The following is a 25,908-nucleotide window of genomic DNA, read 5'->3' on the forward strand; positions in this document are numbered from 1 at the left end:
GGCCGGAGCGGCGCACGCCCCGGCCGCGACGGCAGGGGCCTCAGCCGCGGATGCGCTCCATGCCGGGGTCCACGAGCGGCTCGGCGCTGACCGTGGCGGGGACGCGCTCGCCGAGGTACTCGATCTCGACGCCGTCCCCCTCGGAGAGCTCCGGCGGGAGCCAGGCATAGGCGACCGGGCGGCCCACGGTGTGGCCGAAGACGGCGCTGGTGACGTAGCCGGCGGCGGCGCCGTCCACGTACACGGGCTCCTTGCCCATCACCACGGAGCGGCCGTCGTCGACCGTCAGGCAGCGCAGCCGGCGCCGCACCTGGCCGTCGGAGGCCACGGCCGCCGACCCCACGAACTCGCCCTTGTCCTTCTTGACGGCGAAGTCCAGTCCCGCCTCCAGGGCGGTGTGCTCCGTGGTCATGTCGGTGCCCCAGGACCGGTAGCCCTTCTCCACGCGCAGGCTGTTGAAGGCGGCGCGCCCCGCGGGGACGATGCCGAACTCCTGGCCCGCCTCGTGCAGCAGGTCCCACAGCCGCAGTCCCTGGTCCGCGGTGGTGTACAGCTCCCAACCGAGCTCGCCCACGTAGGAGAGGCGCATCGCGGTGACCCGCAGGCCGCCCACCCGGATCTGCTTGGTGCGGAAGTACTTCAGGCCGTCGTTGGACAGGTCGTCGCGGGAGACCTTCGCCATGACCTCCCGGGCCTTCGGCCCCCACAGCCCGATGCAGCAGGTCTCGGCGGTGGTGTCCCGGGCCAGGGCCCAGGCCGTGGGGTCCGCGGCGCTCTGCCGGGTGGCCTCGGCGGACAGGTACGCCACGTCCACGCTGCTGTTGATGCCGGCCTGGAACAGGTTCTCGCCGAGCCGGGCCACGGTGATGTCGCTGCGGATCCCGGCCTTCTCGTCCAGCAGGAGGCAGTACGTCACGGCGCCCGGCTTGCGCAGGACGTTGCCGGTGGTGAGCCGCTGCAGCAGAGCGGCGGCCCCGGGACCTTCGACGGTCACGCGCTTGAGCGGGGTCATGTCGTACATCGCCACGGCGGTGCGGGTCTTCCAGGCCTCGACCGCCGCGATCGGCGAGTGGAACCGGGCCGCCCACGGCTCGCGCTCCGGCTCGCGCCACTCCTCGGGCAGCTGCTCCAGGAGCGCGGCGTTGGACTCGTACCAGTGCGGGCGCTCCCACCCGTGGCTCTCCAGGAAGAACGCGCCGAGCTCCAGCTCCCGGGGATAGAAGGGGCTGACCCGCAGGTTGCGCGGCGACTCCCGGGGCTGGAGGGGGTGGAGGACGTCGTAGATCTCCACGAAGTTCTGCTTGCCCGTCTCCTCGACGTACTCCGGGGAGAGCTGCACGTCGTCGAACCGGGTGGCCTCGCAGCCGTGCAGGTCCGTCTCCGGAGCGCCGTCCACCAGCAGTTCGGCCATGGCCTTGGCCACACCCGAGGAGTGCGTGACCCACACGGCCTCCGCCACCCAGAACCCGGCGAGGTCCGGGGACTCACCGATGAGCGGGCCCCCGTCCGGGGTGAAGGAGAAGATGCCGTTGAAGCCCTCGGCCACCTCGCTGCCGCGCAGGCTCGGCAGGAAGCGCCGGCTCTCGGCCCACTGCTCGGTGAAGTCCTCGGGCGTGAAGTCCAGGCGGGAGGGCATCCGGTCGTGGGCGATGTCGCGGGGCGCGTAGTGCGGCAGGTCGGCGAGGTCCACCGGGATCGGGCGGTGGGCGTAGGAGCCGATGCCGATCCGGTCCCCCCACTCCCGGTAGTAGAGGTCCGCGTCCTGGTGCCGGAGGATCGGCAGGGTCGCGCCGTTCGGGGCGTCGTGCTTGCCGACCAGCTCCGGGACCGCGGAGGTGAAGACGTACTGGTGGGCCAGCGGCTGGAGGGGGCACGGCATGCCGGCCATCTCGCCGATCGCGGGTCCCCAGAATCCGGCGCAGGAGACGACGATGTCCGCCGGCACGGTTCCGTCGGACGTGGTCACGCCGGTCACGCGGCCGTTCGAGCGCTCGATGCCGGTGACGATCGTCTCGGCGCAGTAGGTCACGCCGGCGCGCGTGGTGCGCTCGATGAGCACCTGCACCGCCTTGGCCGCCAGGGCGAGCCCGTCCGTCGGCACGTGGTAGCCGCCCAGCACCATCTCGGGATTGACCAGGGGATGCTGCGCGAGCACCTCCTCGGGGGTGAGCAGCCGGCCCTCGATCCCCCAGGAGGCCGCGTAGCCCACCTTGCGCTTGAGCTCCTCCAGCCGCGCCGGCGTGGTGGCCACCTCGAGACCGCCGACCTGGTTGAAGCAGCCCAGGGAGACGAGCTTCTCGACGGTGTACCGCGCGAAGTGGGTCATCGTCCGTGACGGGTTCGTCTGGTAGACGAGTCCGGGCGCGTGCGACGTCGAGCCCCCGGGAAGGGGCAGCGGACCCTGCTCGAGGACGGTGACGTCCGTCCAGCCGCGCTGGACGAGCTCGTCGGCGAGGTTCGTGCCGACGATGCCGGCGCCGATGATGACGACGCGAGGGGTGGTGCTCATGGGGCGGTTCTCCTGACCTGCGGATGTCGTGCGGGGGCTCGGCCGGGTTCAGCTCGGCCGGGACTCGTGGCCGTTGACGGTGAGACCGGGCGGCAGGTTCGGTGCCTCGGACGACTCCTCGACCATGATGATGCCGTCCACGACGCTCACCTCGTGGGCCCGCACCGGCAGCTTGGCCGGAGGGGCGTCCACCGCGCCGGTGCGCAGGTCGAACTTGGACGCGTGCAGCGGGCACTCCACCTCGCACCCCTCCACCCAGCCGTCGGCGAGCGAGGCGTCCTGGTGGGTGCAGGTGTCGTCGATGGCGAACAGCTCGCCCTCCTCCGTGTGGAAGACGGCGATGGGCGGGACGGTGTCGAGGCGCAGGGCGTCACCGGGGGCGAGGTCCTTGAGGGGGCAGGCCTGGTGCATCGGAGCGGATCCTTTCCTGAGGTGGCTCGGGCCTGCTGTGCCGAGCGTTGCCACCTCGACCGCACTGCCTCACGATGAGCAACAAGTGTTGCAATGTGCAACATCGTGAGGACTTCCACCGAACCCTGTCAAGAGCCGGGGCCCACCCGGAACCCGCGCGGGGCCGCACGGGGACGCAATGTAAATTCCCCGGGTCGAATTCGCCGGACCCCTTGACGGGGCCGGTGACGAGGTTCACGCTGATTCTCACATTGTGAGCCGTGTTGCACGAAGCGCACAGGACGTCCGGACCTCGGACCTCCCCGCCCTTGCTCCGGGTCATTCAGGACGAAGATCTGAAAGGGGTCCCTCATGGAGTCCCTCGTCATTGTCGGAGCGTCGCTGGCGGGCCTGTCCGCCGCCCGGGCCGCCCGGAACCTCGGGTTCGCCGGACGACTGGTGATCATCGGTGATGATCCCCAGCGCCCCTACGACCGCCCACCGCTGTCCAAGGACTTCCTCGCCGGCCGGATCGAGCTCGAGGACCTGGCCCTGGAGACCGACGACGAGGCCCTGGAGGCCGAGTGGATCCTCGGGACCCGGGCGGTGTCCTTCGACGCGACCACCCGCCTGGTGCACCTGGAGGACGGGCGGTCGGTGCGCGCCGACGGCCTGGTGATCGCCACCGGGGCCTCGCCCCGGTCGCTGCCGCAGCTCGCCGGGAGCGCGAACGTGGTGAGCCTGCGCACCGTCGCCGACGCGCAGAGGCTCCGCGGGCTGCTGGCTGCCGGGCGGCGGCTCGTGGTCGTGGGCGCCGGCTTCATCGGCGCGGAGGTCGCCTCCACCGCCCACGCCCTCGGTCTGGACGTCACGGTGCTGGAGAAGTCCCCCACCCCCCTGTGCGGCCCGCTGGGCACCGAGCTGGGCGGGGTGGTCGCCGGGCTGCACGAACGCGCCGGCGTGGAGCTGATCTGCGGCGTCGACATCGAGGAGTTCGAGTTCACCGGCGGGTCGGTCAGCGCGGTGCGCCTGGCCGGCGGCCGGGTGCTGCCCGCCGACGTGGTGGTCGTGGGCATCGGCGCGGCGCCGAACACCGCCTGGCTGGAGGGCTCCGGGATCGAGCTGGGCAACGGCGTGCTGTGCGACGCCGTCGGGGCCACCAGCATCCCCGGAGTCGTCGCCGTGGGCGACTGCGCCGCGTGGTGGGAGCCGGGCACCGGCCGCCACCACCGGGTGGAGCACTGGACCGGGGCCGCCGAGCGCCCGGCGGTGGCCGTGGGCGCCCTGCTGGGCGCCGACCCGGCCGGGCTGCCCGCCGTCAAGCCCCCCTACTTCTGGTCCGACCAGTACGGCACCCGCCTGCAGTTCGCCGGCGACGCCTCCCGCGCCGACCGCGTGGCCTACGAGCACGGCGGCCCGGACCAGGACTCCCTGCTCGCCGTCTACTACGCCGGGGACGAGCCGGTCGCCGTGCTCGCCTGGAACCAGACGAGGCTCTTCTGCCGCTGGCGCAAGACCCTCGAGAAGCTCGCCGTCGCCGCGGTCCAGTCGCTCGCGGCCTGACCGCCCACGCAGCCCTGCCACTCCTCCTCCCTCTCCCACCCCGCGCTCTGCGCACTGTCCGAACCCAGGAGTTCGTGTTGTCGATCAACGTTGTCTCGGAGTCCCTGATCTCCACCCTGCCCGGCTCCACCTACGTGGACGAGGCAGTCTTCCGCGCCGAGCAGGAGCGCATCTTCGAGCAGATGTGGTTCTGCGCCGTGCGCGCCGCCGACCTGGACAAGCCCGGAGCCTTCCGCACCGTCCAGGTCGGGCGGGAGTCCATCATCATCACCCGCAACCGGAAGCACGGCATCCGGGCGTTCTACAACATCTGCCGCCACCGCGGCGTGAAGCTGTGCATGGAGGACGCCGGCGAAGCCGCGCGCTCCTTCCAGTGCCCGTACCACGCCTGGACCTACGACTTCGACGGCAAGCTCATCGCCGCCCCCAACCTCACCAAGATGCCCGACATCGACCGCCAGGAGTACGGCCTGGTCACCATCCCGGTCCGCGAGTACCTCGGCTACGTCTGGGTCTGCCTGGCCGAGAACCCTCCGTCCTTCGAGGAGGACGTCATGGGCGACATCCAGGAGCGCCTCGGGGACACCCAGGCCATCGAGGGCTACGACATCGCCAACCTCTCCCTGGGCCGGCGGATCACCTACGACGTGAAGGCCAACTGGAAGCTCATCATCGAGAACTTCATGGAGTGCTACCACTGCGCCACCATCCACCCCGAGCTCACGGAGGTGCTGCCCGAGTTCGCCGACGGCCTCGCCGCCCAGTACTTCGTCGGCCACGGCGCCGAGTTCGGCGACGACGTGCGCGGCTTCACCATCGACGGCTCCGAGGGCCTCGACAAGCTCCCCGGCGTCGACGACGACCACGACCGCCGCTACTACGCCATCACCGTCAAGCCCACCGTGTTCGTCAACCTCGTCCCCGACCACGTCATCATCCACCGCATGTTCCCGCTGGCTCCGGACCACACCGTCGTGGAGTGCGACTGGCTCTACCTCCCCTCGGTCGTGGACTCCGGCAAGGACGTCTCCACCTCCGTGGAGCTCTTCCACCGCGTCAACCAGCAGGACTTCGACGCCTGCGAACGCTGCCAGCCCGCCATGAACTCCAAGATCTACGCCAAGGGCGGGGTCCTCGTCCCCTCCGAGCACCACATCGGCGCCTTCCACGACTGGATCACCGACAAGGTCGGCGACGTCGTCGGGACGGCGCCACCCCGGTCCTCCGGGACCGGGCCGCAGCACCTGTTCCCGGGAGGGGATCACGATGAGCACTGAGAATCCACCACTGGTTCCGTCGTCGGACGCGGAGGCCCCGCCGGCCTGTCCCGTCGACGACACGACGCACCTCCACGAGGCGGAGGCCGAGGAGACCCAGATCCTCGGCGAGCTCAGGGAGGGGGTCCAGGAACGGCGCAGCGCGCTCCAGGGAGAGCCCCGGGGCCTGGACAAGGTGATCTTCGGTGTGACCGGCGCCCTGGTCGTCGCCTTCGTGGTCTGGGGCTTCGTCGGCACGGAGAACCTGTCCACCGTCTCGACCGCGGCGCTCGGGTGGGTCCTGGAGAACACCGGGTGGATCTTCGTGCTGCTGTCCTCCCTGTTCGTCGCCTACGTCCTGTGGCTGGCCCTGGGCCGGTTCGGCAACATCCCGCTGGGCAAGGACGGCGAACGGCCCGAGTTCAGGACCGTCTCGTGGATCTCCATGATGTTCGCCTGCGGCATGGGCATCGGCCTGATGTTCTACGGCGTCGCCGAGCCCCTCTACTACTACATCTCCCCGCCGCCGGCCACGGTCGACGCCGGCACGGCCGAAGCCGTCGAGACGGCCATGGCCACGTCGCTGTTCCACTGGACGCTGCACCCCTGGGCCATGTACGCGGTGCTCGGCATCGCCATCGCCTACGGCACCTTCCGGCTGGGCCGCAAGAACCTGCTCTCCGAGGCGTTCGTGTCCCTCTTCGGGCGGCGGGCGGTCGACGGCGCCGGCGGCAAGATCATCAACATCCTGGCCATCTTCGCCACGCTCTTCGGCTCCGCGGCCTCGCTCGGGCTGGGCGCCCTCCAGATCGGCAGCGGCCTGCAGTTCAACGGCGTGGTGGGCGAGGTGGCCACCCCGATGCTCGTGCTGATCATCGCGGTGCTCACGTTCTGCTTCGTGGCCTCGGCGGTGTCGGGCATCGAGCGCGGCATCCAGTTCCTGGCCAACACCAACATGGTGCTCGCGGTGGTCATGGCCCTCATCGTCTTCGTCGTGGGGCCCACCCTGTTCATCCTCAACCTCATCCCCAACGCGATCGGCTCCTACCTCCAGCAGCTGCCGGAGATGGCCGCCCGCACCGAGGCCTCCGGCGGCGAGGACATGCGCGCGTGGCTGTCCAGCTGGACGATCTTCTACTGGGCCTGGTGGATCTCCTGGACGCCGTTCGTGGGCATGTTCATCGCTCGCATCAGCCGCGGTCGCACCATCCGCCAGTTCGTCACCGGCGTGCTGCTGGTGCCCTCCCTGGTGTCCCTGCTGTGGTTCGCCGTCTTCGGCGGCAGCGCCATCCACATCCAGCGGACGGCGAACGCGACCCCCGACCCCGGCGACGGGATCGCCACGGTCGTCGACGGCGTCCCCACCATCTCCTTCGACGGCGCGATCTACGACATGTTCAACAGCCTCGGCACGCCGCAGGCGCTGACCATCGGCCTGGCGGTGCTGGCCATGGTGCTCACCGCCATCTTCTTCGTCACCGGTGCCGACTCGGCGTCCATCGTGATGGGCTCCCTCAGCTCCCGGGGCAGTCTCGAGCCGTCGAAGCCCGTCGTGATCTTCTGGGGCGTGCTGATGGGCGGGGTCGCGGCCGTCATGCTCCTGGCCGGCGGTGACACCCCCGCGGAGGCGCTGGGGGGTCTGCAGCGGCTCACCATCGTTGCCGCGCTGCCGTTCGTCCTCGTGATGTGCGTCCTGTGCATCGCCCTGACCCGCGACCTGCGCGCGGACCCGATGTGGCTGCGCCAGCGGCTGTCCGACTCCGTGGTGCGCCGCGCCATCCGCACCGCCGTGGACGAGTACGGGCACCAGAAGTTCACCCTGGTCACCCAGGAGAGCACGGATCCGCCCACGGGCCAGATCCAGGCCGTGGACGCCACGGCCGCCGGTCAGCCGATCTACGCCCGGGTGAAGGGCCAGGAGAACGGCCAGGTCCGGAAGAAGAAGGCGGCCCGCCCATGACACCGCGGGACGGTCCGGGACGCGCCCGGCCCGCACGGCACGTTACCGCGCGCCCCGCCCGCTCCACCCCGGCGAGCCGGGGTGGAGCGGGCGGAGCGGACGGAGCGCGACAATGACGATTGACTACCATGGAGTCATGTCCTCCCCCGGCCCCAGACCCCCGACCGCCCCCGACGCCGCCAAGGAGCAGCCCGGCACGGACGGGGTCACCCCGGGGGGTGTGCAGTCGGTGGACCGGGCCATCACCGTGCTCGAGGTCCTCGCCCGGACCGGTGGTTCCACGGTGACCGAGGTGGCCGCGGAGCTGGGCGTGCACAAGTCCACCGCGTCGAGGCTGCTCGGCGCCCTGGAGTCCCGGGGCCTGGTGCACCACCCGAGCGACGGCAGCCCGTATCAGCTCGGGTTCGGCATCCTTCGGCTGGCGCACGCGATCCCCGGCCGGCTGAGCGTGGTGGCCGAGGCGCGCGACGAGGTCCGCGGCCTGGCCCGGACCCACTCCGAGACGGTCAACCTGGCGGTCCTGCGGGAGGGCCACGCCGTCAACGTGGACCAGGAGATGGGCCCCTCCTCGGTCGCGACCCACGACTGGATCGGGAGCCTGACCCCCCTGCACGCCACCGCCAGCGGGAAGGTGCTGCTGTCGGGGCTGCCGTCCGACGAGAGGGCCCACGTCCTCCGCGACCAGGGCATGCCGGCCCTCACCGCGCGCACGATCACGTCGAGGGAGCAGCTGGAGCGACAGCTGATCGACGTGGTCGCCCGGGGCTACGCCACCGTGTGCGAGGAGTTCGAGATCGGGCTGAACTCCGTCGCCGTGCCCGTGCGGGACCATCTCGGCACGGTCATCGCCTCGATCAGCGTCTCGGGACCGGCGTTCCGGTTCACGGAGCAGCACATGGCCGACCTGGTCGAGGACCTCAAGGAGGCCGGCCTGCGGGTCAGCCGGCGCATGGGGTACGCCCCCCTCGACGACTCCGCGTAGCAGCATCCGCGCCGCCTCGCCCCTGGCACGACGTGGTCCACGGCGCCCGGGACGGCCTCTCGAGCACTCAGGCGCGGAAGGAGGCGATCATCGCCTCGACCTGCCGGTGCTGCTCCGATCCGGCGTACTCCCGGGCGGCCTCGAGCGTGGGGAAGTCGTGGACCGAGCTGAAGATCACCGTCCGGTAGGTGATGCCGTTGGGCGCGACCACCCCGGTCTCGACCAGCCCCAGGCCGTACAGGACGTGCGGCAGCATCGTGGTGGGCGGAGGGGCGTCCGCATCGGTCAGCGAGGTCACGAGCCGCACGGCGTCCGGCCAGCCGTACGCGTTGCGCAGCTCCGGCGAGGACGTCAGGTCCATGGCCACGGAGCGCACCACGAACTCCCCGCTGCTGGACAGCGGCACGCTCCCCGGGACGTCCCCGAGGTGGGCCACCGGCGGCATCGAGCAGTCGGGGCCGCACTCGGCGCCCCAGGCGATGAGGACCGACAGGTGGCCGACGGGAGCACCGTCCGGCCCGAGCACCGTCACCGTGCCGCCGACGTCCGAGAAGTCCCCGTCCACGCTCCACGTCGCGGGCAGCTCGAAGGCGAAGGCGGCGTCCGCGGCCGTGCCGGAGTAGGTCACGAGCTCCGCGGGAGCCCCAGTCGGACTCGCCGTCGGGCTCGCGGTGGGCGTGCTGGTCGGGGCCTCCGTCGGACCGGCCGTCGGGTTCTCGGCGGTCGGCGACGGGCTCTCCGTGGCTGGTTCTGTGGCTGGTTCCGTGGCCGTCGGGGACTCCGCCGCCGTGGCGGCCGGCGACGCGGCCGGGCTCGTGCCCTCGGCGGAGGAGTCCCCTCCGGACGGGGTGCCGCAGGAGGCCAGGAGGAGCAGGGCCGCGGCGGCCGCGCCCAGCGCCCGGGTCGATCGTGACGTGGTCGGTGACATGTGGACGGCCCCCCGATCGCGGAGCACCAGCGCCCCGGGCGTGCGCCCGGCCCGGCTCCGAGGACTGCAGGCTACGCCGCCCGGTTCGCGGTCGGCAACGGCGGGCGGCGGGCGCCCGGCGATCGTTGTGGGATCGCAAATTCCTGGGCGCTGTCGGAGAGCGTGGGTACGCTCGGGGCACGGCCCGCTCCGGGGTCGCACCGGGGACAGGAGTGGGGCCATGGACCTGAACGGCGCGAGGATCCTGGTGGTGGGGGCGACCGGCGTCCTCGGGCGGCGGCTGTGCGAACGGCTGAGCGAGCGCACCACCGACATCGTGGTGACGGGCCGCTCCGCCTCTGCGGCGGAGGAGCTGCGGCGCGGCCTCGGCCTGCGCGCGGCCCACGCCCTCGACCTCGTGGACCACGACGAGGCGGCGGAGGTGGTGCGCCGTGCGGCCGAGGAGCTCGGCGGGCTCGACGCCGTGGTGATCGCCACCGGGGTCGCCGCGTTCGGCCCGGCGGCCGACGAGGACGAGGCCGTCGTGGAGGAGCTGTTCGAGGTCAACGCCCTCGGCCCCATGGCCGTCATCCGGGCGGCCCTGCCCCACGTCGCGGACGGCGGCGCGGTCGCGGTCCTCACCGGGGTGGTCGCGGAGCTGCCGCTGGCCGGGATGGCCGGCTACGCCGCCAGCAAGGCGGCCATGGCCTCGTGGCTGGGGTCGCTGCGGCGGGAGCTGCGCCGTCGTCGGATCGCGGTGATGGACGCCCGGCTGCCGCACATGGACACCGGGCTCGTGGACCGGGCGCTCACCGGCCTGCCGCCCCGGCTGCCGCCGGGGCACAACGTGGACGACGTCATCGCCGCGGTGGAGCGCGGCCTCGAGCGCGGCGTCCACGAGCTGCGGATCGACTGAACCGGGTGCCCGTGCCCGCCGGAGCCGCCGCGGCGGTGGGGGCGCCGTCTCACCGGGGCATGCGGATGACGGGCTTGACCACGTCGCCGGACCCGCTGTCGGCGAGGGCCTGCTCGATCTCGTCGAGCTCGTAGAAGCGCACCAGCTCGTCGAAGGGGAACCGCCCCTGCCGGTGGAGGTCGATCAGGGCGGGGATGAACTTTCCGCTGCGGCTGCCGCCGCCCAGGACCCCGACGATCCGCTTGCCCCACAGCGCGTGCATGTGGTCGAGGCTGAAGCGCGCCTGGGCGGGCGCGCCGCCGATGAGCACGAGCGTGCCCAGCATGCCCACGCAGTCCGCGGCCTGCTCCACGACGGGGACCACCCCGGTGCACTCGAACGCGTAGTCGGCGGAGCCGCCCGTGATCCGGGCGACCTCCGCGACCACGTCCGTGTCCCGGGAGTTGATGACGTGGGTGGCCCCGTAGCGGGTGGCCAGCTCGAGCCGGGAGTCGTGCAGGTCCACGGCGACGACCGTGGTGGCGGCGGTGCAGCGGGCGGCCATGATCGCGGCCAGCCCCACGGCCCCGACGCCGAAGACCACCAGGGACGAGCCCGGCTCCGGGCGGGCCTCGTTGAGCACCGCGCCGGCGCCCGTGCCCAGCCCGCAGGCCAGGGGTCCGAGCAGCTCGAGCGGCACGTCGTCGGGCGCCTTCACGAGGGCGTCGGCGAGGACGATCGAGTGGGTGGCGAAGGACGACTGGCCGAAGAAGTGCCCGGAGACCTCCGAGCCGTCCGCCCGCGTGTAGGCCGAGGTCCCTGCGTCCTCGCCCCGGAAGCGGCGGCCCGAGACGAGAGCCTCCCCGGTCCGGGCGCAGTAGCGGGGCTGCCCGTCCAGGCAGTTGCGGCACGCTCCGCACGAGGGCCACCCGATGACGACCCGGTCGCCGGGCACGACGGCGCCGACGCCCTCGCCGACCCGTTCCACGATCCCCGCGCCCTCGTGGCCCAGGATCCCCGGCAGCGGCAGCGGCATGTCACCCGCACGGGTGATGGCGTCGGTGTGGCAGACCCCGGTCGCGACGATCCGGACCAGCACCTCCCCGCGGCCGGGCTCGGCGAGCTCGACGTCCTCCAGCTCGAACGGGGCCCCGATCCCCTCGACGACGGCGGCGCGGATCCTCATGGTGTCCTCCTCGGCACTCCCGGTGCGGTGACGCGGCTCACGCGCCCCCTGCTCGGCAGTCTAGGGGCGGGCACGGTCTCCGGGGGAGGTCAGTCCCGACCGGACATGACGAGTCCGCCCGGAGCCGATCCGCGCGGGAGGCGGCGGACGGCCCGCGGGCGGCCGCGGCGCACTCCTCCTGCAGGAGGAGCGACGGGTCAGCCGTGGCCCAGGTCCCGCATCTGCTCCGGGGTGAGCCGGCCCCCGTTGGCCGCCGCGGCCTCGAACGTCGGCAGGTGGATCTCCTGGGAGGCGCTGCGCAGGTTGGTGAAGACGCGGGTCAGGGGTTCGTCCCCGCGGACCTCCTCCAGCAGCCGGTCGTAGAGCGCGATGTTGTCGGTCTCCCAGGCCGCCCAGGCGGTGGCGGCGGCCTCGAGGTCGGTGGGCGCGGAAATCCGCCCGGTGTAGGGGTTCGGCGGGACCGTGACACCGAGCCGCTCCAGCTGGCGGGTCAGGGCGTCGACGTGCTGCTCCTCGGCGGCCTGGATGCTCGCGTACGGCTCGACGGGTCCGAACTCGTCCACGACCGCCCGGTACTGCGCCGAGGCGGCGTACTCGCCCTCGGGGGACATCAGGGCCTCCCACGCGGCCGCGGCCATGGGGTCGGCCGCGGCCGGAGGAATCGACACCGAGGGGACCGCCCCGGCAGCGCCCGGGGCGGGCGCCGTTCCGGGCTGCGTCGTCGGGCCCGTCGTGGTCAGGCCCGTCGTGGTCGGGCCCGGCGACGCGGGGCTCGTCGTCGCCGAGCTCGACGGGCTCGACGGGCTCGACGTCGGGACGGTGCCGTCCCCGGTCGGCGGGGAAGCCTGCGGACCGCAGGCGCTGACGGCCGTCACGAGGAGCACCGCGGCGGCCGGGACGATCAGTCTCTGGTGCATGATCCGTTCTCCATCCTGGGAGGAGCGGCCCGGCGGGGTCGCTCGGCTCGACGGTCTGCGGTGACGCCGATCACAACATACCCCAGGGGGTATGCGGGAGCAAGAGGTGTGACGCCTCCGCGCCTCTCTGTGACGACGTCCGACCGACCCTCTGCTCCGCGGTCCGGGGCCGGCCCGTCCTGCCCCCGCCCACGGCGGGGCCGTCAGAGCGTCAGCCGCGGCCAGCCCTTCGTGTCCCGCAGGAGCTGCCGGTCGTGGGTGGTCAGCACCACGGCCGCGGCCGTGGCGGCGAGGGCCTCGGTGAGCTCGTCCACGAGGGCGATCGAGAGGTGGTTGGTCGGTTCGTCCAGCAGCAGCACGTGCGGCCGGGACGCCAGCACCACGGCCAGCTCGAGGCGCCGCCGCTGCCCGGCCGACAGCTCCGCCACGGGGCGTCCGCGGTCCCGCGCCGCCAGCAGTCCCAGGGACTCCAGGGGGGCCACCTCGTGCTCGGCCAGCCGGTCCGCGAGCACGAGCCGGACGAGCTCCTGCTCGTAGACCTCCTGGGCCGAGCGCGCCCCGTGCCGGACCCCGTCCTGCAGCAGGTGGCCGATCCGCGCCCCGGGGGCTGCGGTGCGCCGCCCCACGTCGGGAGCCAGCGCACCGGCGAGCACCTGCAGCAGGGTGGACTTGCCCGCCCCGTTGGGGCCTGCGACGACCAGCCGGTCCCCGGACTCCAGCAGCACGTCGACGGGCCGGAGCAGCCGGCCCGTGACCGCGACGCCCTCGGCGCGCACCAGCTCGACACCGGGCAGCGCCGGCAGCTCCGGCACCGACAGCTCCAGCGGGGGCTCGGGGACGTCCACGCGGTGCCGCTCGAGGTCCTCCTGCCGGCGGTGCACCGAGCGGACGAGCCCCGGGGCGCGGGTGGCGCGGGTGTGCTTGCCGGTGCCCTTGTCCGGGCGCCATCCGTCGACCAGGCGGGAGCGGGCGCGCTGGAGGTTCCCGGCCAGCCGGGCGTGCTCGGCCTGCTGCTCCCGGTGGTCGTGGATCCACCGCGAGCGCTCGGCGGTCCGGCCGGCGCGCCAGCCCGCCACCCCGCCCCCGTACCACCGCGGGCGGCCGTCCCGGCTGGGGTCCAGGTCCAGGACGGTGTCCACGACCTGGCCCAGCAGCCGCCGGTCGTGGCTGACCAGGACCACGCCGCCGCGGAACTCGCGCAGCGCCGCCCCCAGGTGGGCCAGCCCCGCGGCGTCGAGGTGGTTGGTGGGCTCGTCCAGCAGCAGGAGGTCGTGGACGGTGCCGAGCAGGCAGGCCAGGCGCACCCGGTAGCGCTGGCCCACCGAGAGGGTGCCGAGCACCCGGGAGCGGTCGGTCACGGCGTGCAGGGCCTGCAGGGCGAGGTCCACCCGCCGGTCGGCGTCCCAGGCGTCGAGGGCCTGGGCGACCGCCAGCGCCTGTGCGTACTGCTCCGGGGCGCCCGGCCGGTCCGCGGCGAGGGCGCGGGCTGCGGCCTCGACCTGCGCCACCGCGGTGTGCTCGGCGGTGAGCTCGAGGTCCAGGAGGTCCCCCACGGTGCCCTCGGGCGGCACGGGCAGCTCCTGGTCGACCACGGCGAGCGTGCCGGTGCGGCGGACGGTGCCGGCGTCCGGGAGGAGGGCGCCCGAGAGCACCTCCAGCAACGAGGTCTTGCCGCGGCCGTTCTCCCCCACCACGCCGAGGCGGGTGGCGGGGGTGATCGTGAGGTCGAGCCCGTCCAGGACGGTGCGGGACCCGCGGACCACGCGGATCCCGGTGGCGGTCAGCTGGGCGTGCTCGCCCGCGGGCACGGCGGGACGGTGGATGGGAACGGCGGACATGCTTCCTCCGGGGTGCGGAGCCGCGCGCGGCCGGACGGCCGGGGCTCCTGACGAGGGGACGGGTGGGCAGGACGACGGAACGCCGCGGCGGACGCGCGGCGGGATCCGGAACCCGTCAGAGGAAGAAGTGGTGGAACATGGTCGCCCCAGGATAGCCCGGGTGGGCAACCACCGGGGGGCCCCGCCCGGATGAAACGATCGTTCCAGCACAAACCGAATTGCATTAAACGATTGCGACATCTTGTGGCGGCGTCGATGAAACGCGGGTTCCATACCGTGGCTGTCGCCCTCCTCCCGCGCCACCGAAGGAACTCCCATGGCCACCACAGCCACCCCGCTCGACCGGCGACCGGCCGGCGACCGCCCGCGGTTCCGGATGCCCCACGTGTACGTGGTGCTCTTCGTCCTGTCCGGACTCGCCGCCCTGGCCACCTACCTCGTGCCGGCCAGCCGGTACGAACGCGTCCTCGGACCGGACGACCGCGAGATGATCGACCCGTCCAGCTACGGCGCCGTCGAGTCCTCGCCGACCTCCCTCGTCGACTTCGTCACCGCGATCCCGCGGGGGCTCGTCGACGCCTCGGAGGTCGTGTTCTTCACGTTCGTCATCGGCGGGACGTTCATGGTGCTCCGGCGCACGGGCATCATCGAGGCCGCCCTCGACCGCACCAGCCGGCGCTTCGCGTCCCGGCGGACGCTGCTGATCCCCGTGCTCATCACCGCCTTCGCCGTGATCGCCTCGCTGATCGGCACCCAGGAGCTCGCCCTCGTCTACATCCCGGTGATCCTGCCGGTCATGATCGCCCTCGGCTACGACTCCCTGACCGCCGTCGCCGTCGCCCTCGTGGGCACCACCGCCGGCTTCACGGCGGGCGTCCTCAACCCCATCAACACGGGGCTGGGCCAGCAGATCGCGGGTCTGGAGCCCTTCTCCGGACTCGGTCTCCGTCTCCTCGCGCTCCTGGCCCTGGTCGTCACCGGCTCCGTGTACGTCATGCGCTACGCCCGGAGGATCAGCCGCTCCCCGGAGCGGGGCCTGCTGCACGACGAGCCGGCCGAGGCGGAGAAGCGCCGCCTCTACGCCGACGGGCACTCCGGCGAGCCCCTCGTCCTCGCCCGGCGCCAGGGCGCCGCGCTGCTCACCGCCGCGCCGATCGTCGGCGTGCTGGTGTGGGGCGTGCTCACCCAGGGCTGGTTCTTCCTCGAGATGGCCGGGATGTTCATCGTCCTGTCGGTCGTCGTCGGGCTCGTGGCGGGCCTGTCCGTCAACGAGGTCTGCGCCGCCTTCACCGAGGGCATGCGGGACGTGCTCGAGGGCGCGATCATCGTGGGCGTCGCCCGCTCCGTCGCCGTGGTGCTGGAGGACGGCAACATCCTGGACACCGTCGTCCACGCCCTCGGCAACGCCGTGGACGCGCTGCCCGCCGCGCTCGCGGCGCTGGGCATGTTCGCGGTGCAGACCCTCTTCAACTTCGTGGTCCCCTCGGGCAGCGGCCAGGCCGTGGTGACCATGCCGATCATGGCGCCGCTGGCCGACCTGGTCGGTGTCACCCGCCAGACGTCCGTGCTCGCCTACCAGCTGGGCGACGGCCCGTCCAACATCCTCTACCCCACCTCCGGGTACTTCATGGCCGCCCTCGCGATCGGCGGCGTGCGGTGGGAGAAGTGGGTCCGGTTCTTCCTCCCGCTGTTCGGCATCTGGGTGGTGCTGAGCGCGCTGTTCCTGGTCTTCGCGCAGCTGACCCAGTGGAACGGCTGACACACTTCCCTGCCCTGCCCTGCTCCCTACCCGCCGACCCCGTCGAGTCCCCCGTGTGGTCGCCCGTCCCCGGGCTCCTCCTCGAAGGCGTCCGCGAGCTCGTGCGCGCCGGTGTCCGGCTGCGCCCCGCCCCCGCCCCCCCCCCCCCCCCCCCCCCCCCCCCCCGCCCCCGGCGGGGCCCCCCCCCCCCCCGGCGGGGGGGGGCACCCGCCCCCCACACGGGGGACTCGACGCTCAGGGCAAGGTGGGCGTGGGGCCCCAGGTCAGGGGGTCCGGCGCTCCCGCAGGACGCCGGCCATCAGGGCCGCGACGAGCGCGAAGACCGGGACCACGAGCAGCGCCGCCCGCAGCCCCACGGCGTCGGAGAGCACCCCGACGGCCGGGGACAGGCCGAGGAAGCTGATCCGCATCAGCCAGCTGACCAGGGCCAGGCCCGTCCCGGTCCGCAGCCCGGGGATGTCGTCGGCGGCGTGGAAGGCCGCGGGCACGAGCGTGGCGCAGCCGAAGCCGGCCAGCGCGAAGCCCGCGACGGCCGGGCCCGGCGCCGGGGCGAGGACCACGAGCAGCATCCCGGTCGCGCTCAGGGCGGCCCCGGCGCGGACCACCGCGGCCCGGCCCCAGCGGTCGGTCATGGGGTCGCCGAGCATCCGGCCCACGAACTGCGCCGCCATGAGCGCCACGAGCCCGAGCCCCGCGGTGGCCAGTGGGGCGCCCAGCTCGGCGTTCAGGTACACGGCCGACCAGTTCTGCCCGGCGTCCTCGACCATCACCCCGGCCATCGCGATCACGGCCACGGGCAGGAGGCTGACGACGACGATGCGCCCCGCCGACCGCCGCCCCGTCCCGGCGGGCCCGGAGCCGGGGTCCGGCCGGGAGCCGGTGGTGCCCAGGCCCGTCGTCGTCGTGCCGTCCGGAAGCGGATCCTCCGGCGGCGGGTCGTCCGAGCTGACCGTGCGCAGCTCCTGCCCCTCGGCCGGGCTCAGCGCGGCGCGCAGCGCCACGAGGGCGACCGCGCTCCACACGAGCCCGCTCGCCGGCAGGTGCCACCCCAGGGGCACGCCGAGGGCGAGCGCCGCGGTGCCCATGAGCCCGCCGACCACGGCGCCCAGGCTCCACAGGGCGTGCAGGGAGTTGATGATCGAGCGGCCGCGGGCGCGCTGGACCTCCATCCCCTGGGCGTTCTGGGCGGTGTCCACGTGGGCGTCCAGGGCGCCGCCCAGGAACATCGCCGCGAGGAACACCCCCGCGCCCAGCCCCGTGCCGGCGCCCAGGCCCGCCCCGGCCCCGGCGGCCGCGAGGCACACGGAGAGCAGGACGGTGCCCAGGGCCGCCACCCGGCCGGAGCCGAAGCGGCGGATCGCCCGAGCGGGGAGGGCGCCCACGAGGATCGCCCCGAGCGGGAACGCCACGACCAGCAGGCCGTAGAGGGTGTTGGAGAGCCCGAACGCGTCCTTGACCTCCGGCAGGCGCGGCAGCAGGTTGGCGTAGAGGGCGCCGTTGGTGAGGAAGAACGCGGACACCGCGATCCGGGCGCGCCGGACCCGCGCGGGGTCGAGGGCGGTGGTCTGGACGGTCACGTCCACGACTCTAAGGGCTGGGTTCCCCCGCCTCCGCCCCCGGCCCGCTGGAGTCAGGGGGCGACGGGCCGTCCAGGGCGTCGCCGAGGCGGTCCCGGAACCCGCGCACGGCCTCGGCCACCTCGTCCGAGCACAGCAGCCGCCACGGCACGTCCGCCGGGATCCAGGGCAGCGCCATCAGCAGCTCCGGGACGGAGCCGCCGGTGACGGTCCAGTCGACGGTGTCCCCGGGACCCTGCACCGCCGTGGCCGCCCACGGCCCGAAGTGCTCCCGGACCCGGTCCAGGCCCACGGTCATCCGCACCGTCAGCTCGTGCCGCGCGGCGTCCGCGCCGTGGGCGGCCAGGACGAACTCGGCGGCGTCCGCGGCGGGCAGCTCCCGCGGCGCGACGCGCACGGCGGTGCCCGCCAGCCTCCGCAGCCGGTCGATGCGGAACGTGCGCCAGTCGGCGCGGTCGGCGTCCCAGGCCACGAGGTACCACCACCGGTCCCGCGGGACCAGGGAGTGCGGCTCGACCAGCCGGGCGCTCTCCCGGCCCTGCCGATCGACGTAGCGGAAGCGCACCCGCTCGTGGTCGCGGCAGGCCAGGGCGAGCTGGGCGAGGACCTCGGTGGCCACGTGCGCGTCCGTGCGGGCCACCGGGACGGTGTGCGCCTGCAGCGCGGCGACCCGGCGGCGCAGGTGCCGCGGCAGCACCTGCTGGACCTTGGCCAAGGCGCTCAGCGACGTCTGCTCGCCGTCGCCGACGCCGTGCACCGCGGCGGTGCGCAGCCCCACGGCGATGGCCACGGCCTCGTCGTCGTCGAGCAGCAGCGGCGGGATGCTGGTGCCGCCGGCGAGCTGGTACCCGCCCGCCGTGCCGGGGCGGGCCGTGACCTCGTAGCCGAGCTCGCGCAGCCGGTCGATGTCCCGGCGCAGCGTCCGCTCGGAGACCGTCAGCCGCTCGGCGAGCTCGGGCCCGGACCAGTAGCGGTGGGTCTGCAGCAGGGACAGCAGCCGGAGCACCCGCGACGTCGGATCGGACATGACCCGCAATCTATGCCCCCCTGCGGACAGCTGGTGGCCTGAATGCGCTCTACCGTGGACCCATGAGCACCCCACCCATCATCAGCGCCCGCGGGCTGAGCAAGAGCTTCCGCGGGCCCGGCGGCCGGACCGTCGAAGCGGTGGCCGACCTGACCATGGACGTGGCGCCCGGCACGCTGACCGCGTTCCTCGGGCCCAACGGCGCGGGCAAGTCGACCTCGCTGCGCATGCTCACCACGCTGCTGCGGCCCACCGGCGGCACCGCCACCGTGTGCGGGTTCGACGTCGCCCGGCAGCCGGCCGAGGTGCGCGCCCGCATCGGCTACATCGGGCAGAAGAACGGGGCCGGACAGTACCAGCGGGTCCGCGACGAGCTGCTCAGCCAGGGCGCCCTGTACGGGCTGAGCCGGGCGGAGACGCGGCGCCGCGTGGACGAGCTCGTGGAGGCCCTCGGCCTCGGCGACCTCGTCCGCCGGCCCACGATGAAGCTCTCCGGCGGCCAGCGCCGCCGCGTGGACATCGCCCTGGGACTGATCCCCGGCCCCCAGCTGCTCTTCCTCGACGAGCCCACGACCGGGCTGGACCCCCAGTCCCGTGCGCACCTGTGGGAGCACATCCTCGAGCTGCGCCGCCGCTACGGGACCACGCTGTTCCTCACCACCCACTACCTCGACGAGGCCGACCAGTTCGCCGAGCGGGTCATGGTCGTGGACCGGGGACGGATCATCGCCGACGACACCGCGTCCCGGCTCAAGACGGACCTGGCCGGCGACCGGATCGCCCTCACCCTGGACGCCGACCCGCCCGCCGCCGCGGCGGCCGTCCGGCGCGCGGCCGCCGCGGCGGGGGCCGGCGGCGCCGAGCCGGAGGCGGTCCCCGCCGGGGAGGGCACCCGCGTGGTCGTCGCGGTCGAGCACGGCGAGCGCGTGCTGCCCGCCCTGCTGCGCGAGCTCGACCGGGCCGGCCACGCCGTGCGGACCGCCGAGCTGACCCGCCCGACCCTCGACGACGTCTTCCTCCGGCTCACCGGCCGGAGCCTGCGCGAGGAGCGGGCCGACGCGTCCGAGACCGACCCGGCCGCCGAGGCCACGAGCGTGGGAGCACCCCGATGACCGCCGTTCCGACCACCCGCGAGTCCCCCGGCGGCACCGACCGGGCCCGCCCGGCAGGGATCGTCCACGACTCCGTCAGCGTCTTCGTCCGCGAGCTCCGGCCCGTGGTCCGGGATCCCTTCAGCCTGGTGTTCTCGCTCATGCAGCCGCTGATGTTCCTGGCCTTCTTCGGCCCGCTCCTGGGCGGGATGACCGGGCGGCCCCTCGACCAGGCGTTCCAGTGGTTCGTGCCGGGCATCGTGGTGATGATCGCGCTGTTCGGCACCGCGATGACCGGCTCGAACCTGCTGTTCGAGATCCAGTCCGGGGCGCACGAGCGGATGCTCGTGGCGCCGGTGACCCGCTCCGCGCTCATGGTGGGGCGCGCGTGCAAGGAGATGGTGCCGCTGGTCCTGCAGGCCCTGGTGCTCTCCGGGGTGGCCGCGTTCTTCGGCTTCCGCCCGTCCCTGCCCGGCATGGTGGTGGGCCTGGCGATCCTCGCGGTCTTCGGGGTGGGGCTCGGGGCGCTGAGCTACGCCCTCGCCATCGTCTCCCGGAACCGGGACTGGATGTTCTGGACCGTGCAGCAGGGGCTGCTGTTCCCGCTCATGCTGCTCTCCGGGATGCTCCTGCCGCTCGAGGCCGGTCCGGGGTGGATGCAGGTGCTCTCGCGGTTCAACCCGCTCACCTACATGGTCGACGCCGAGCGGGCCCTGTTCAACGGCCAGTTCGGTGATCCGGCCGTGGCCGCCGGGGCCCTCGCGGCGGTCGTGCTGGCCGCGCTGGGGCTGACCGTGGGGATCCGGGCGATGCGCAACAGCATCTGAGGGGCCCACCGGGAAGGTCGCCGGGAAGGTCGCCGGGAGGGTCGCCGCGGAGGTCGCCCGGTGACGCTCAGAGCCACCGCTTCCACTTGAACACCCCGTAGAGGGCCACCCCCATGCCCAGCATGGCCAGCAGCGCGAGCGGGTAGCCCAGCGTCCACGCGAGCTCGGGCATGTGCTCGAAGTTCATCCCGTACACCGTGCCCACCAGGGTCGGGGCGAAGAGGATCGCGGCCCAGGAGGAGATCCGCTTGACCTCCTCGCTCTGCGCCAGGGCCGACTCGGTGAGCCGCTGCATCTCGTCGTTCTGCCGCTGGCCCACCAGGGTCGCGTGCACCGTGAGGGCGTTCTGCAGGAGCACCCGGAACGCGTCCGCGCGCTCGGCCACCCGGATGGCGTGGTCCTGCACGTCCCGCAGCCGCTGCTGCAGCTCGAGGTCGAGCCCGTACTTCTCCGCCCCGTGCTGCAGGGCCTCCAGCATGGCCACCAGCGGGTGGACGGCGCGCTGGAACTCGATGACCTCCCGGGAGAGCTCGTAGACGCGGCGGGAGACGTCCCGGTCTGCGCCGAAGATCTCGTCCTCGATCTCGTCGATGTCGTTCTCGAGTCCCGCGACCACGGGGGCGTAGCCGTCGACCACTTCGTCCAGGATCCCGTACAGCACCGCCTGCGGGCCTGTGCCCAGCAGCTCCGGCGCGGCCTCCAGCCGGCGCCGGACCGCCGCCAGGTCGGGGGACTCGGCGTGGCGGACCGTGACCACGAAGTCGCGGCCCACGAACACGTGCAGCTCCCCGAACTCGACCTTCTCCACGTCGTCCAGGTAGCGGGCCGGGCGCAGCACCACGAAGAGGGTGTCCCCGAAGCGCTCCAGCTTGGCGCGCTGGTGGCCCTTCAGGGCGTCCTCCACCGCGAGGTCGTGCAGCCGGAACTCCGCGGCCACGGACTGCACCTCGGCCGGCTCGGGGCGGTAGAGACCGATCCAGGCCATCCCGCCGCGCCCGCGCAGCGCCGCGTAGGTCTCGTCGAGGTCCTCCGGGGTCGACGTGCGCCGGCCCTCCACGTACACCACGTTGTCCACCAGCGTCACCGCGTGCTACCTCCCGTTCTGTCCGTCGCCCGTCCCGCCCCATCATGACAGGGCCCGTCCCCCGGGCCGGACCGGTGGGTGCGGCGCAGGTGGCGGGCGGGTGGTCAGCCCTTCACGGCGCCGCCGGTGAGCCCGGAGACGATGTAGCGCTGGAGGAACAGGAACAGCGCGACCACCGGGATCGCCGCCAGGATCGCCCCGGCGGTGAAGACGCCCCAGTTCTCCCCGAACTGCACGGAGACGAACTGGTACAGCCCCACGGCCAGCGTGTACTTGTCCGGGTCCTGGAGCACGATCTGGGCCAGCAGGAAGTCCGAGAAGGACGCGATGAAGGACAGCATCCCGACCACCACGAGGATGGGGGTCACCAGCGGCAGGATCATCGTCCAGTAGATCTGGGCGTGCGAGGCGCCGTCGATCTCCGCGGCCTCGTCGAGGTCCTTGGGGATGGTGTTGAAGAAGCCGTACATCAGGAACGTGTTGGCGCCCAGCGCCCCGCCCAGGTAGACGGCCACCAGTCCCAGCCGGGAGTTCAGGCCCATGAACGGGTAGACCCCGGAGATCGCGAACAGCAGCAGGAAGATCGCCACGAACGCCAGCAGCTGCGGGAACATCTGGATGACCAGCAGTGCCAGCAGCCCGCCCTTGCGGGAGCGGAAGCGGAACCGGGAGAACGCGTAGGCGGCGGCCGCACCCATGAGCACGGTGCCCACGGCCGTGGTGACCGAGACGAACAGCGAGTTCCCGAACCAGGTCAGGTAGGGGTTCTGCGGGTCGTTGAGCAGGTTGGTGTAGTTGGCGCCGGTGACGTCCGAGAACAGCTGGTTGGACCCGAGCAGGGAGCCCGAGGCGGACAGCGAGGCCGAGAAGGCGTAGACCAGCGGGAAGAGGGCGAAGACGCACGCGGCGATCGCGGCGAGGTGCTTCCACCCGCCGCGGGCGGAGCGGCGGCGCCGGCGGGGCCGGGGAGCCCCGGGTGCGGCGCCGGGAGGCCGCAGCGTGTCCGTCGGCTGGAGGGTGGTCGGGGTTCCGGCGGACGGCGCGGCCGCGGCGGCGGCCCAGGGGGCGCGGTCCGTGCCGTCGGGGCCGGGGCGGTCGCCCGGGGTGGGTGCGGTGGGAGTGGACATGTCAGCTGATCTCCTCGAGAGCCTTGCTGCGGCGGAACGTCAGCGCGGAGATGACGGCCACCATGATGAAGATGAGGATGGACAGGGCGGAGGCCAGACCGTAGTCGTTGGTGCCGCCGGCGAACGCGATCTTGTAGACGAACGAGATGAGGATGTCCGTGGCGCCCACCCCGGTGGTGGACTCCAGGTCCTGGGGACCGCCGCCGGTGAGCAGGTAGATCACGTTGAAGTTGTTGAAGTTCATGGCGAAGGACGCGATGAGCAGCGGGCCCACGGCCACCATGAGCATGGGCAGGGTGATCGCCCCGAACTGGCGCACCGGCCCCGCACCGTCCATCTCGGCCGACTCGTAGAGCTCTCCCGGGATGGCCTGCAGGGCGCCGGTGGTCACGAGGAACATGTACGGGAAGCCCAGCCAGAGGTTGACCAGCAGCAGCGAGAGCTTGGCCAGCCAGGGGTTCTCGAGCCAGGGCACCCCGGCGCCGCCCAGCAGGACCTGGTTGACGAAGCCGAAGTCCGCGTTGAGCAGACCGGCCCAGATCAGGATGGACAGGAAGGCGGGGAAGGCGTACGGCAGGAAGATGACGGCCCGGTAGACGTTGCGGAACCTCAGCTTCTCGTCGTTGAACAGGATCGCCAGGAGCAGCCCCAGGAAGAAGGTCAGCGCCACCGAGAGGATCGCGAAGGCGAAGGTCCACAGGGTCACGGAGACGAACGGGCCGCCCAGGACCTCCGGGTCGAAGATCGCCCCGAAGTTGTCCAGGCCCACGAAGACCCGCCAGCCCGGTCGCAGGGCCTCGCCGTCGGCGCTGACGAACGCGCCCTCGCCGTTGTTCGCGTACACGGTGCCGTCGTCGGCGACCATGGCGTCGGCCGCCTCGTCGTGCACGAGCGTGGGCTCGTAGGCGTAGGCCGTCCGGCCGTCGTCGGTGCGCAGCACGCCCTCGGCCTCCTGCTCGCCCACGGGCACCCGCAGGTCCGCCAGCTCGCCGGCGGCCGCCACGACGCCCCCGTAGTCGAGGATCTCGTAGCCGGGCGCCTCAGCGACGCGCCCGTCGGCGGCGGTCGCCCCCTCGAGCGGCGCGAGCGGCTCGCCGGTGGTGCCCACGAGCACCTGGCCGTCGCGCACCGTGGCCAGGGCCAGGCCGTCGGCGCCCTCGAGCACCGTGACCGGGTAGGCCCCGGAGCCCTCGATCCTCTGCTCGTACGTGGTGGTGAGCTGCGTGATCGCCGCGTCCTTCGTGGCGTTGTGGCCGTCGCCGTAGTTCGTGAACGCCGTGGCGGCGGTGTAGATCAGCACGAAGATCTGGAACACCAGCAGGAAGATCAGCCCGGGGAACAGGTACTTCGCGGGCAGCAGCTTCCTGGTCGGCAGGAAGTACACGAGATCGGCTGCGATCAGGGCGACGACGAGGAAGGCCAGGATGCCCCAGCTGCCGGCGGCCCAGGCCGCCAGGATGCCGAAGAGGCCGAACGCGTTGATCAGCGCCATCAGGACCAGTTTGACCACGAAGCCCACGCCGAATCCGCGGGAATGGGCGTGCTGGAGCTCGAGGGGGGCGCCGAGGCCGGCGCCCCCGCCGGTCGCTCCGGGGGCGGCGGTCCCGCCCCGGATGGGGGTGCGCGTGCTCATCAGATCTGTCCTTCGATATTGTCGATCATGCGGTTCCACAGCTCCACGGGGTCCCCGCGGCCGTCCACGACGGCGTTCTGCGTCGTGCCCCAGAAGCTCCACACCGCGCCCATCTCGGGGATGGCCGGCATGGGCAGACCCGTCTCGGCGATCTCCGCGTAGGCGGAGCGCAGCGGGTCGCCCTGCATGCGGTCGACGGCCACCTGGCTGGCGGGGGGCCGGCCCGTGCTCTCGTACATGGCCGTCTGCGCCTCGGGGCGGGTGAGGTAGTTGGCGGCGAAGTCCTGGGCCGCCATCGGGTTCTGCGCGTTGGCGTTGACGAAGAACGCCTGGACGCCCACGAACGGGCGGGCCTCCTCGTCCCCGGCCGGGGGCACGGGCAGGACGCTCACGTCCATCCCGGCGGCCTCGACATCGGTCAGCTCCCACGGGCCGCCCAGGTGGAAGGCGGACTCGCCGTTGAGGAAGGACTCCTTGGCGATGTCCGGGGTCATGGAGGTGCGCAGGTCCCCGGAGGCTCCGAGCTCCTGCAGGTAGCGGGCGAACTCGTTGCCGTCCTCGCCCCCCATGGTGAGGTTGCCGGTGTACTCCCCCTCCGCGGTGCGCTCGAACACCTCGGCCCCGAACGAGGTCTGCAGGGCGTAGAGATGGTACGGGTCGCCGGCCTCGGGCGACTGGCTCACCGTGAAGGGGTACTCGATGCCCCGCTCCTCCATGAGCCGGTGACCGATCGCCCGCAGCTCGTCGAACGTGGCGGGGTCCTGGGCAGCGAGCTCGTTGTTGCGCAGCATCGCCACGTTCTCGATCGCGTACGGCACCCCGTAGCTCACCCCGTCGTAGACCACGGCCTCCCGGGCGTTCTCGGTGAAGTCCTCCGCCCGGTCCCCCATCTCCACGGGGACGACGACGCCGTTGGACGCCAGCTGCCCGAGGTTGTCGTGCGGCGAGACGATGATGTCGGGGGCCTGCCCCGTGGGCGACTGGGAGATGAAGTTGGAGATCGCCTGCGCGTTGATCTCCCGCTGGACGAACTCCACCTCCACCCCGGTGTCGGCGGTGAATTCCTCGGCGATCTGCTGGAGGGCGGGGATCTCGTCGGACCCCGCCTGGATCTTGATGCTGCCCGGCCCGCCGGCCAGGCCGGCGACCCCGGCCGTGGGCGCCGACGAGCACCCCGCGAGCAGGAGCACGGCACCGACGGCGCAGGCCGCCCGGTGGAGGTGTTTCATGGTGGGGTTCCTCGATGTCTTCCGTGGTCGCGCGGTCGCGACGGCCGTCGGTCTGCGGGGGTGGTGCGGGTCGGTGGGGCTGCTGCCGCCGGGGGCTTCACCCGGGAGGTGAGTTGGCTCACTACTGTAAGCGTTACCACCACGGCTGTCC

General features: G+C 73.0%; 20 protein-coding genes. 8 read left to right on the top strand and 12 right to left on the bottom strand.

Annotated features, from left to right (window positions below):
- Positions 1-40: 40 nt before the first annotated feature.
- On the bottom strand, positions 41-2,509 hold the full coding sequence (locus ACP7CD_RS09225; protein ID WP_426120049.1) for a GcvT family protein: 2,469 nt from the start codon (positions 2,507-2,509) through the stop codon (positions 41-43).
- A gap of 48 nt (positions 2,510-2,557) precedes the next feature.
- Positions 2,558-2,920 carry a bifunctional 3-phenylpropionate/cinnamic acid dioxygenase ferredoxin subunit gene (locus ACP7CD_RS09230; protein WP_035923488.1) on the bottom strand — a complete coding sequence of 121 codons (363 nt, stop codon included), beginning with the start codon at positions 2,918-2,920 and terminating at the stop codon, positions 2,558-2,560.
- Between the two features lie 351 nt (positions 2,921-3,271).
- Here ACP7CD_RS09230 and ACP7CD_RS09235 point away from each other — a divergent pair, with 351 nt between their 5' ends.
- The 4 genes from ACP7CD_RS09235 to ACP7CD_RS09250 all read left to right on the top strand — a co-directional run bounded on the left by ACP7CD_RS09235 (position 3,272) and on the right by ACP7CD_RS09250 (position 8,660).
- Positions 3,272-4,462 carry an NAD(P)/FAD-dependent oxidoreductase gene (locus ACP7CD_RS09235; RefSeq protein ID WP_095650218.1) on the top strand — a complete coding sequence of 397 codons (1,191 nt, stop codon included), beginning with the start codon at positions 3,272-3,274 and terminating at the stop codon, positions 4,460-4,462.
- Positions 4,463-4,539: 77 nt separating this feature from the next.
- Positions 4,540-5,739, top strand: a complete 1,200-nt coding sequence (locus tag ACP7CD_RS09240; RefSeq protein WP_017833549.1) for an aromatic ring-hydroxylating oxygenase subunit alpha — start codon at positions 4,540-4,542, stop codon at positions 5,737-5,739.
- Positions 5,729-7,678, top strand: coding sequence for a BCCT family transporter (locus ACP7CD_RS09245; protein ID WP_017833550.1), 1,950 nt, complete (start codon positions 5,729-5,731; stop codon positions 7,676-7,678). Before ACP7CD_RS09240 ends, ACP7CD_RS09245 begins: the two co-directional genes overlap by 11 nt.
- 136 nt (positions 7,679-7,814) lie before the next feature.
- Entirely contained in the window at positions 7,815-8,660 is an 846-nt protein-coding gene (locus ACP7CD_RS09250) for an IclR family transcriptional regulator (RefSeq protein WP_017833551.1), read from the top strand.
- 67 nt (positions 8,661-8,727) lie between these two features.
- On the opposite strand, the gene ACP7CD_RS09255 is transcribed toward ACP7CD_RS09250, so the two are convergent.
- A complete protein-coding gene (locus ACP7CD_RS09255; RefSeq protein ID WP_141246772.1) occupies positions 8,728-9,588 on the bottom strand; it encodes a hypothetical protein in 861 nt (286 codons plus the stop codon).
- A gap of 220 nt (positions 9,589-9,808) precedes the next feature.
- On the opposite strand from ACP7CD_RS09255, the gene ACP7CD_RS09260 reads away from it, so the two are divergent.
- Positions 9,809-10,483, top strand: a complete 675-nt coding sequence (locus ACP7CD_RS09260) for an SDR family NAD(P)-dependent oxidoreductase (RefSeq protein WP_035923498.1) — start codon at positions 9,809-9,811, stop codon at positions 10,481-10,483.
- A gap of 49 nt (positions 10,484-10,532) precedes the next feature.
- Here ACP7CD_RS09260 and ACP7CD_RS09265 read toward each other — a convergent pair whose 3' ends face one another.
- The 3 genes from ACP7CD_RS09265 to ACP7CD_RS09275 form a co-directional block, all read right to left on the bottom strand.
- Positions 10,533-11,648 (bottom strand): NAD(P)-dependent alcohol dehydrogenase, encoded by a 1,116-nt coding sequence (locus ACP7CD_RS09265; RefSeq protein ID WP_017833554.1) that lies wholly within the window; start codon positions 11,646-11,648, stop codon positions 10,533-10,535.
- Between the two features lie 197 nt (positions 11,649-11,845).
- A complete protein-coding gene (locus ACP7CD_RS09270) occupies positions 11,846-12,565 on the bottom strand; it encodes a hypothetical protein (RefSeq protein ID WP_167508925.1) in 720 nt (239 codons plus the stop codon).
- 203 nt (positions 12,566-12,768) lie between these two features.
- Positions 12,769-14,403, bottom strand: coding sequence for an ATP-binding cassette domain-containing protein (locus ACP7CD_RS09275; RefSeq protein WP_426120050.1), 1,635 nt, complete (start codon positions 14,401-14,403; stop codon positions 12,769-12,771).
- Between the two features lie 316 nt (positions 14,404-14,719).
- On the opposite strand from ACP7CD_RS09275, the gene ACP7CD_RS09280 reads away from it, so the two are divergent.
- Positions 14,720-16,162 carry a YfcC family protein gene (locus ACP7CD_RS09280; protein WP_217987521.1) on the top strand — a complete coding sequence of 481 codons (1,443 nt, stop codon included), beginning with the start codon at positions 14,720-14,722 and terminating at the stop codon, positions 16,160-16,162.
- Positions 16,163-16,425: 263 nt separating this feature from the next.
- Here ACP7CD_RS09280 and ACP7CD_RS09285 read toward each other — a convergent pair whose 3' ends face one another.
- Complete coding sequence (locus ACP7CD_RS09285; RefSeq protein ID WP_051063779.1) at positions 16,426-17,739, bottom strand: MFS transporter; 1,314 nt, start codon at positions 17,737-17,739, stop codon at positions 16,426-16,428.
- 10 nt (positions 17,740-17,749) lie between these two features.
- A complete protein-coding gene (locus ACP7CD_RS09290) occupies positions 17,750-18,766 on the bottom strand; it encodes a helix-turn-helix transcriptional regulator (protein ID WP_017833558.1) in 1,017 nt (338 codons plus the stop codon).
- A gap of 62 nt (positions 18,767-18,828) precedes the next feature.
- On the opposite strand from ACP7CD_RS09290, the gene ACP7CD_RS09295 reads away from it, so the two are divergent.
- Both ACP7CD_RS09295 and ACP7CD_RS09300 read left to right on the top strand, forming a co-directional pair.
- A complete protein-coding gene (locus ACP7CD_RS09295; RefSeq protein ID WP_197722653.1) occupies positions 18,829-19,878 on the top strand; it encodes an ABC transporter ATP-binding protein in 1,050 nt (349 codons plus the stop codon).
- The gene (locus ACP7CD_RS09300) at positions 19,875-20,684 is read left to right on the top strand and encodes an ABC transporter permease (protein WP_017833560.1); all 810 of its coding nucleotides are present in this window, start codon (positions 19,875-19,877) and stop codon (positions 20,682-20,684) included. Before ACP7CD_RS09295 ends, ACP7CD_RS09300 begins: the two co-directional genes overlap by 4 nt.
- Positions 20,685-20,751: 67 nt before the next feature.
- Here the strand turns inward: ACP7CD_RS09300 and ACP7CD_RS09305 are convergent, their stop codons facing one another.
- The 4 genes from ACP7CD_RS09305 to ACP7CD_RS09320 form a co-directional block, all read right to left on the bottom strand.
- The gene (locus ACP7CD_RS09305) at positions 20,752-21,768 is read right to left on the bottom strand and encodes a magnesium and cobalt transport protein CorA (RefSeq protein ID WP_017833561.1); all 1,017 of its coding nucleotides are present in this window, start codon (positions 21,766-21,768) and stop codon (positions 20,752-20,754) included.
- Between the two features lie 104 nt (positions 21,769-21,872).
- Positions 21,873-22,895 carry a sugar ABC transporter permease gene (locus tag ACP7CD_RS09310; RefSeq protein WP_017833562.1) on the bottom strand — a complete coding sequence of 341 codons (1,023 nt, stop codon included), beginning with the start codon at positions 22,893-22,895 and terminating at the stop codon, positions 21,873-21,875.
- Between the two features lies 1 nt (position 22,896).
- Positions 22,897-24,528 carry an ABC transporter permease subunit gene (locus tag ACP7CD_RS09315; RefSeq protein WP_017833563.1) on the bottom strand — a complete coding sequence of 544 codons (1,632 nt, stop codon included), beginning with the start codon at positions 24,526-24,528 and terminating at the stop codon, positions 22,897-22,899.
- Positions 24,528-25,757, bottom strand: a complete 1,230-nt coding sequence (locus ACP7CD_RS09320) for a sugar ABC transporter substrate-binding protein (protein ID WP_017833564.1) — start codon at positions 25,755-25,757, stop codon at positions 24,528-24,530. Before ACP7CD_RS09320 ends, ACP7CD_RS09315 begins: the two co-directional genes overlap by 1 nt.
- Positions 25,758-25,908 lie beyond the last annotated feature (151 nt).

The sequence above is a fragment of the Kocuria sp. LHG3120 genome, from assembly GCF_049897445.1.
Taxonomy (GTDB): domain Bacteria; phylum Actinomycetota; class Actinomycetes; order Actinomycetales; family Micrococcaceae; genus Kocuria; species Kocuria rosea.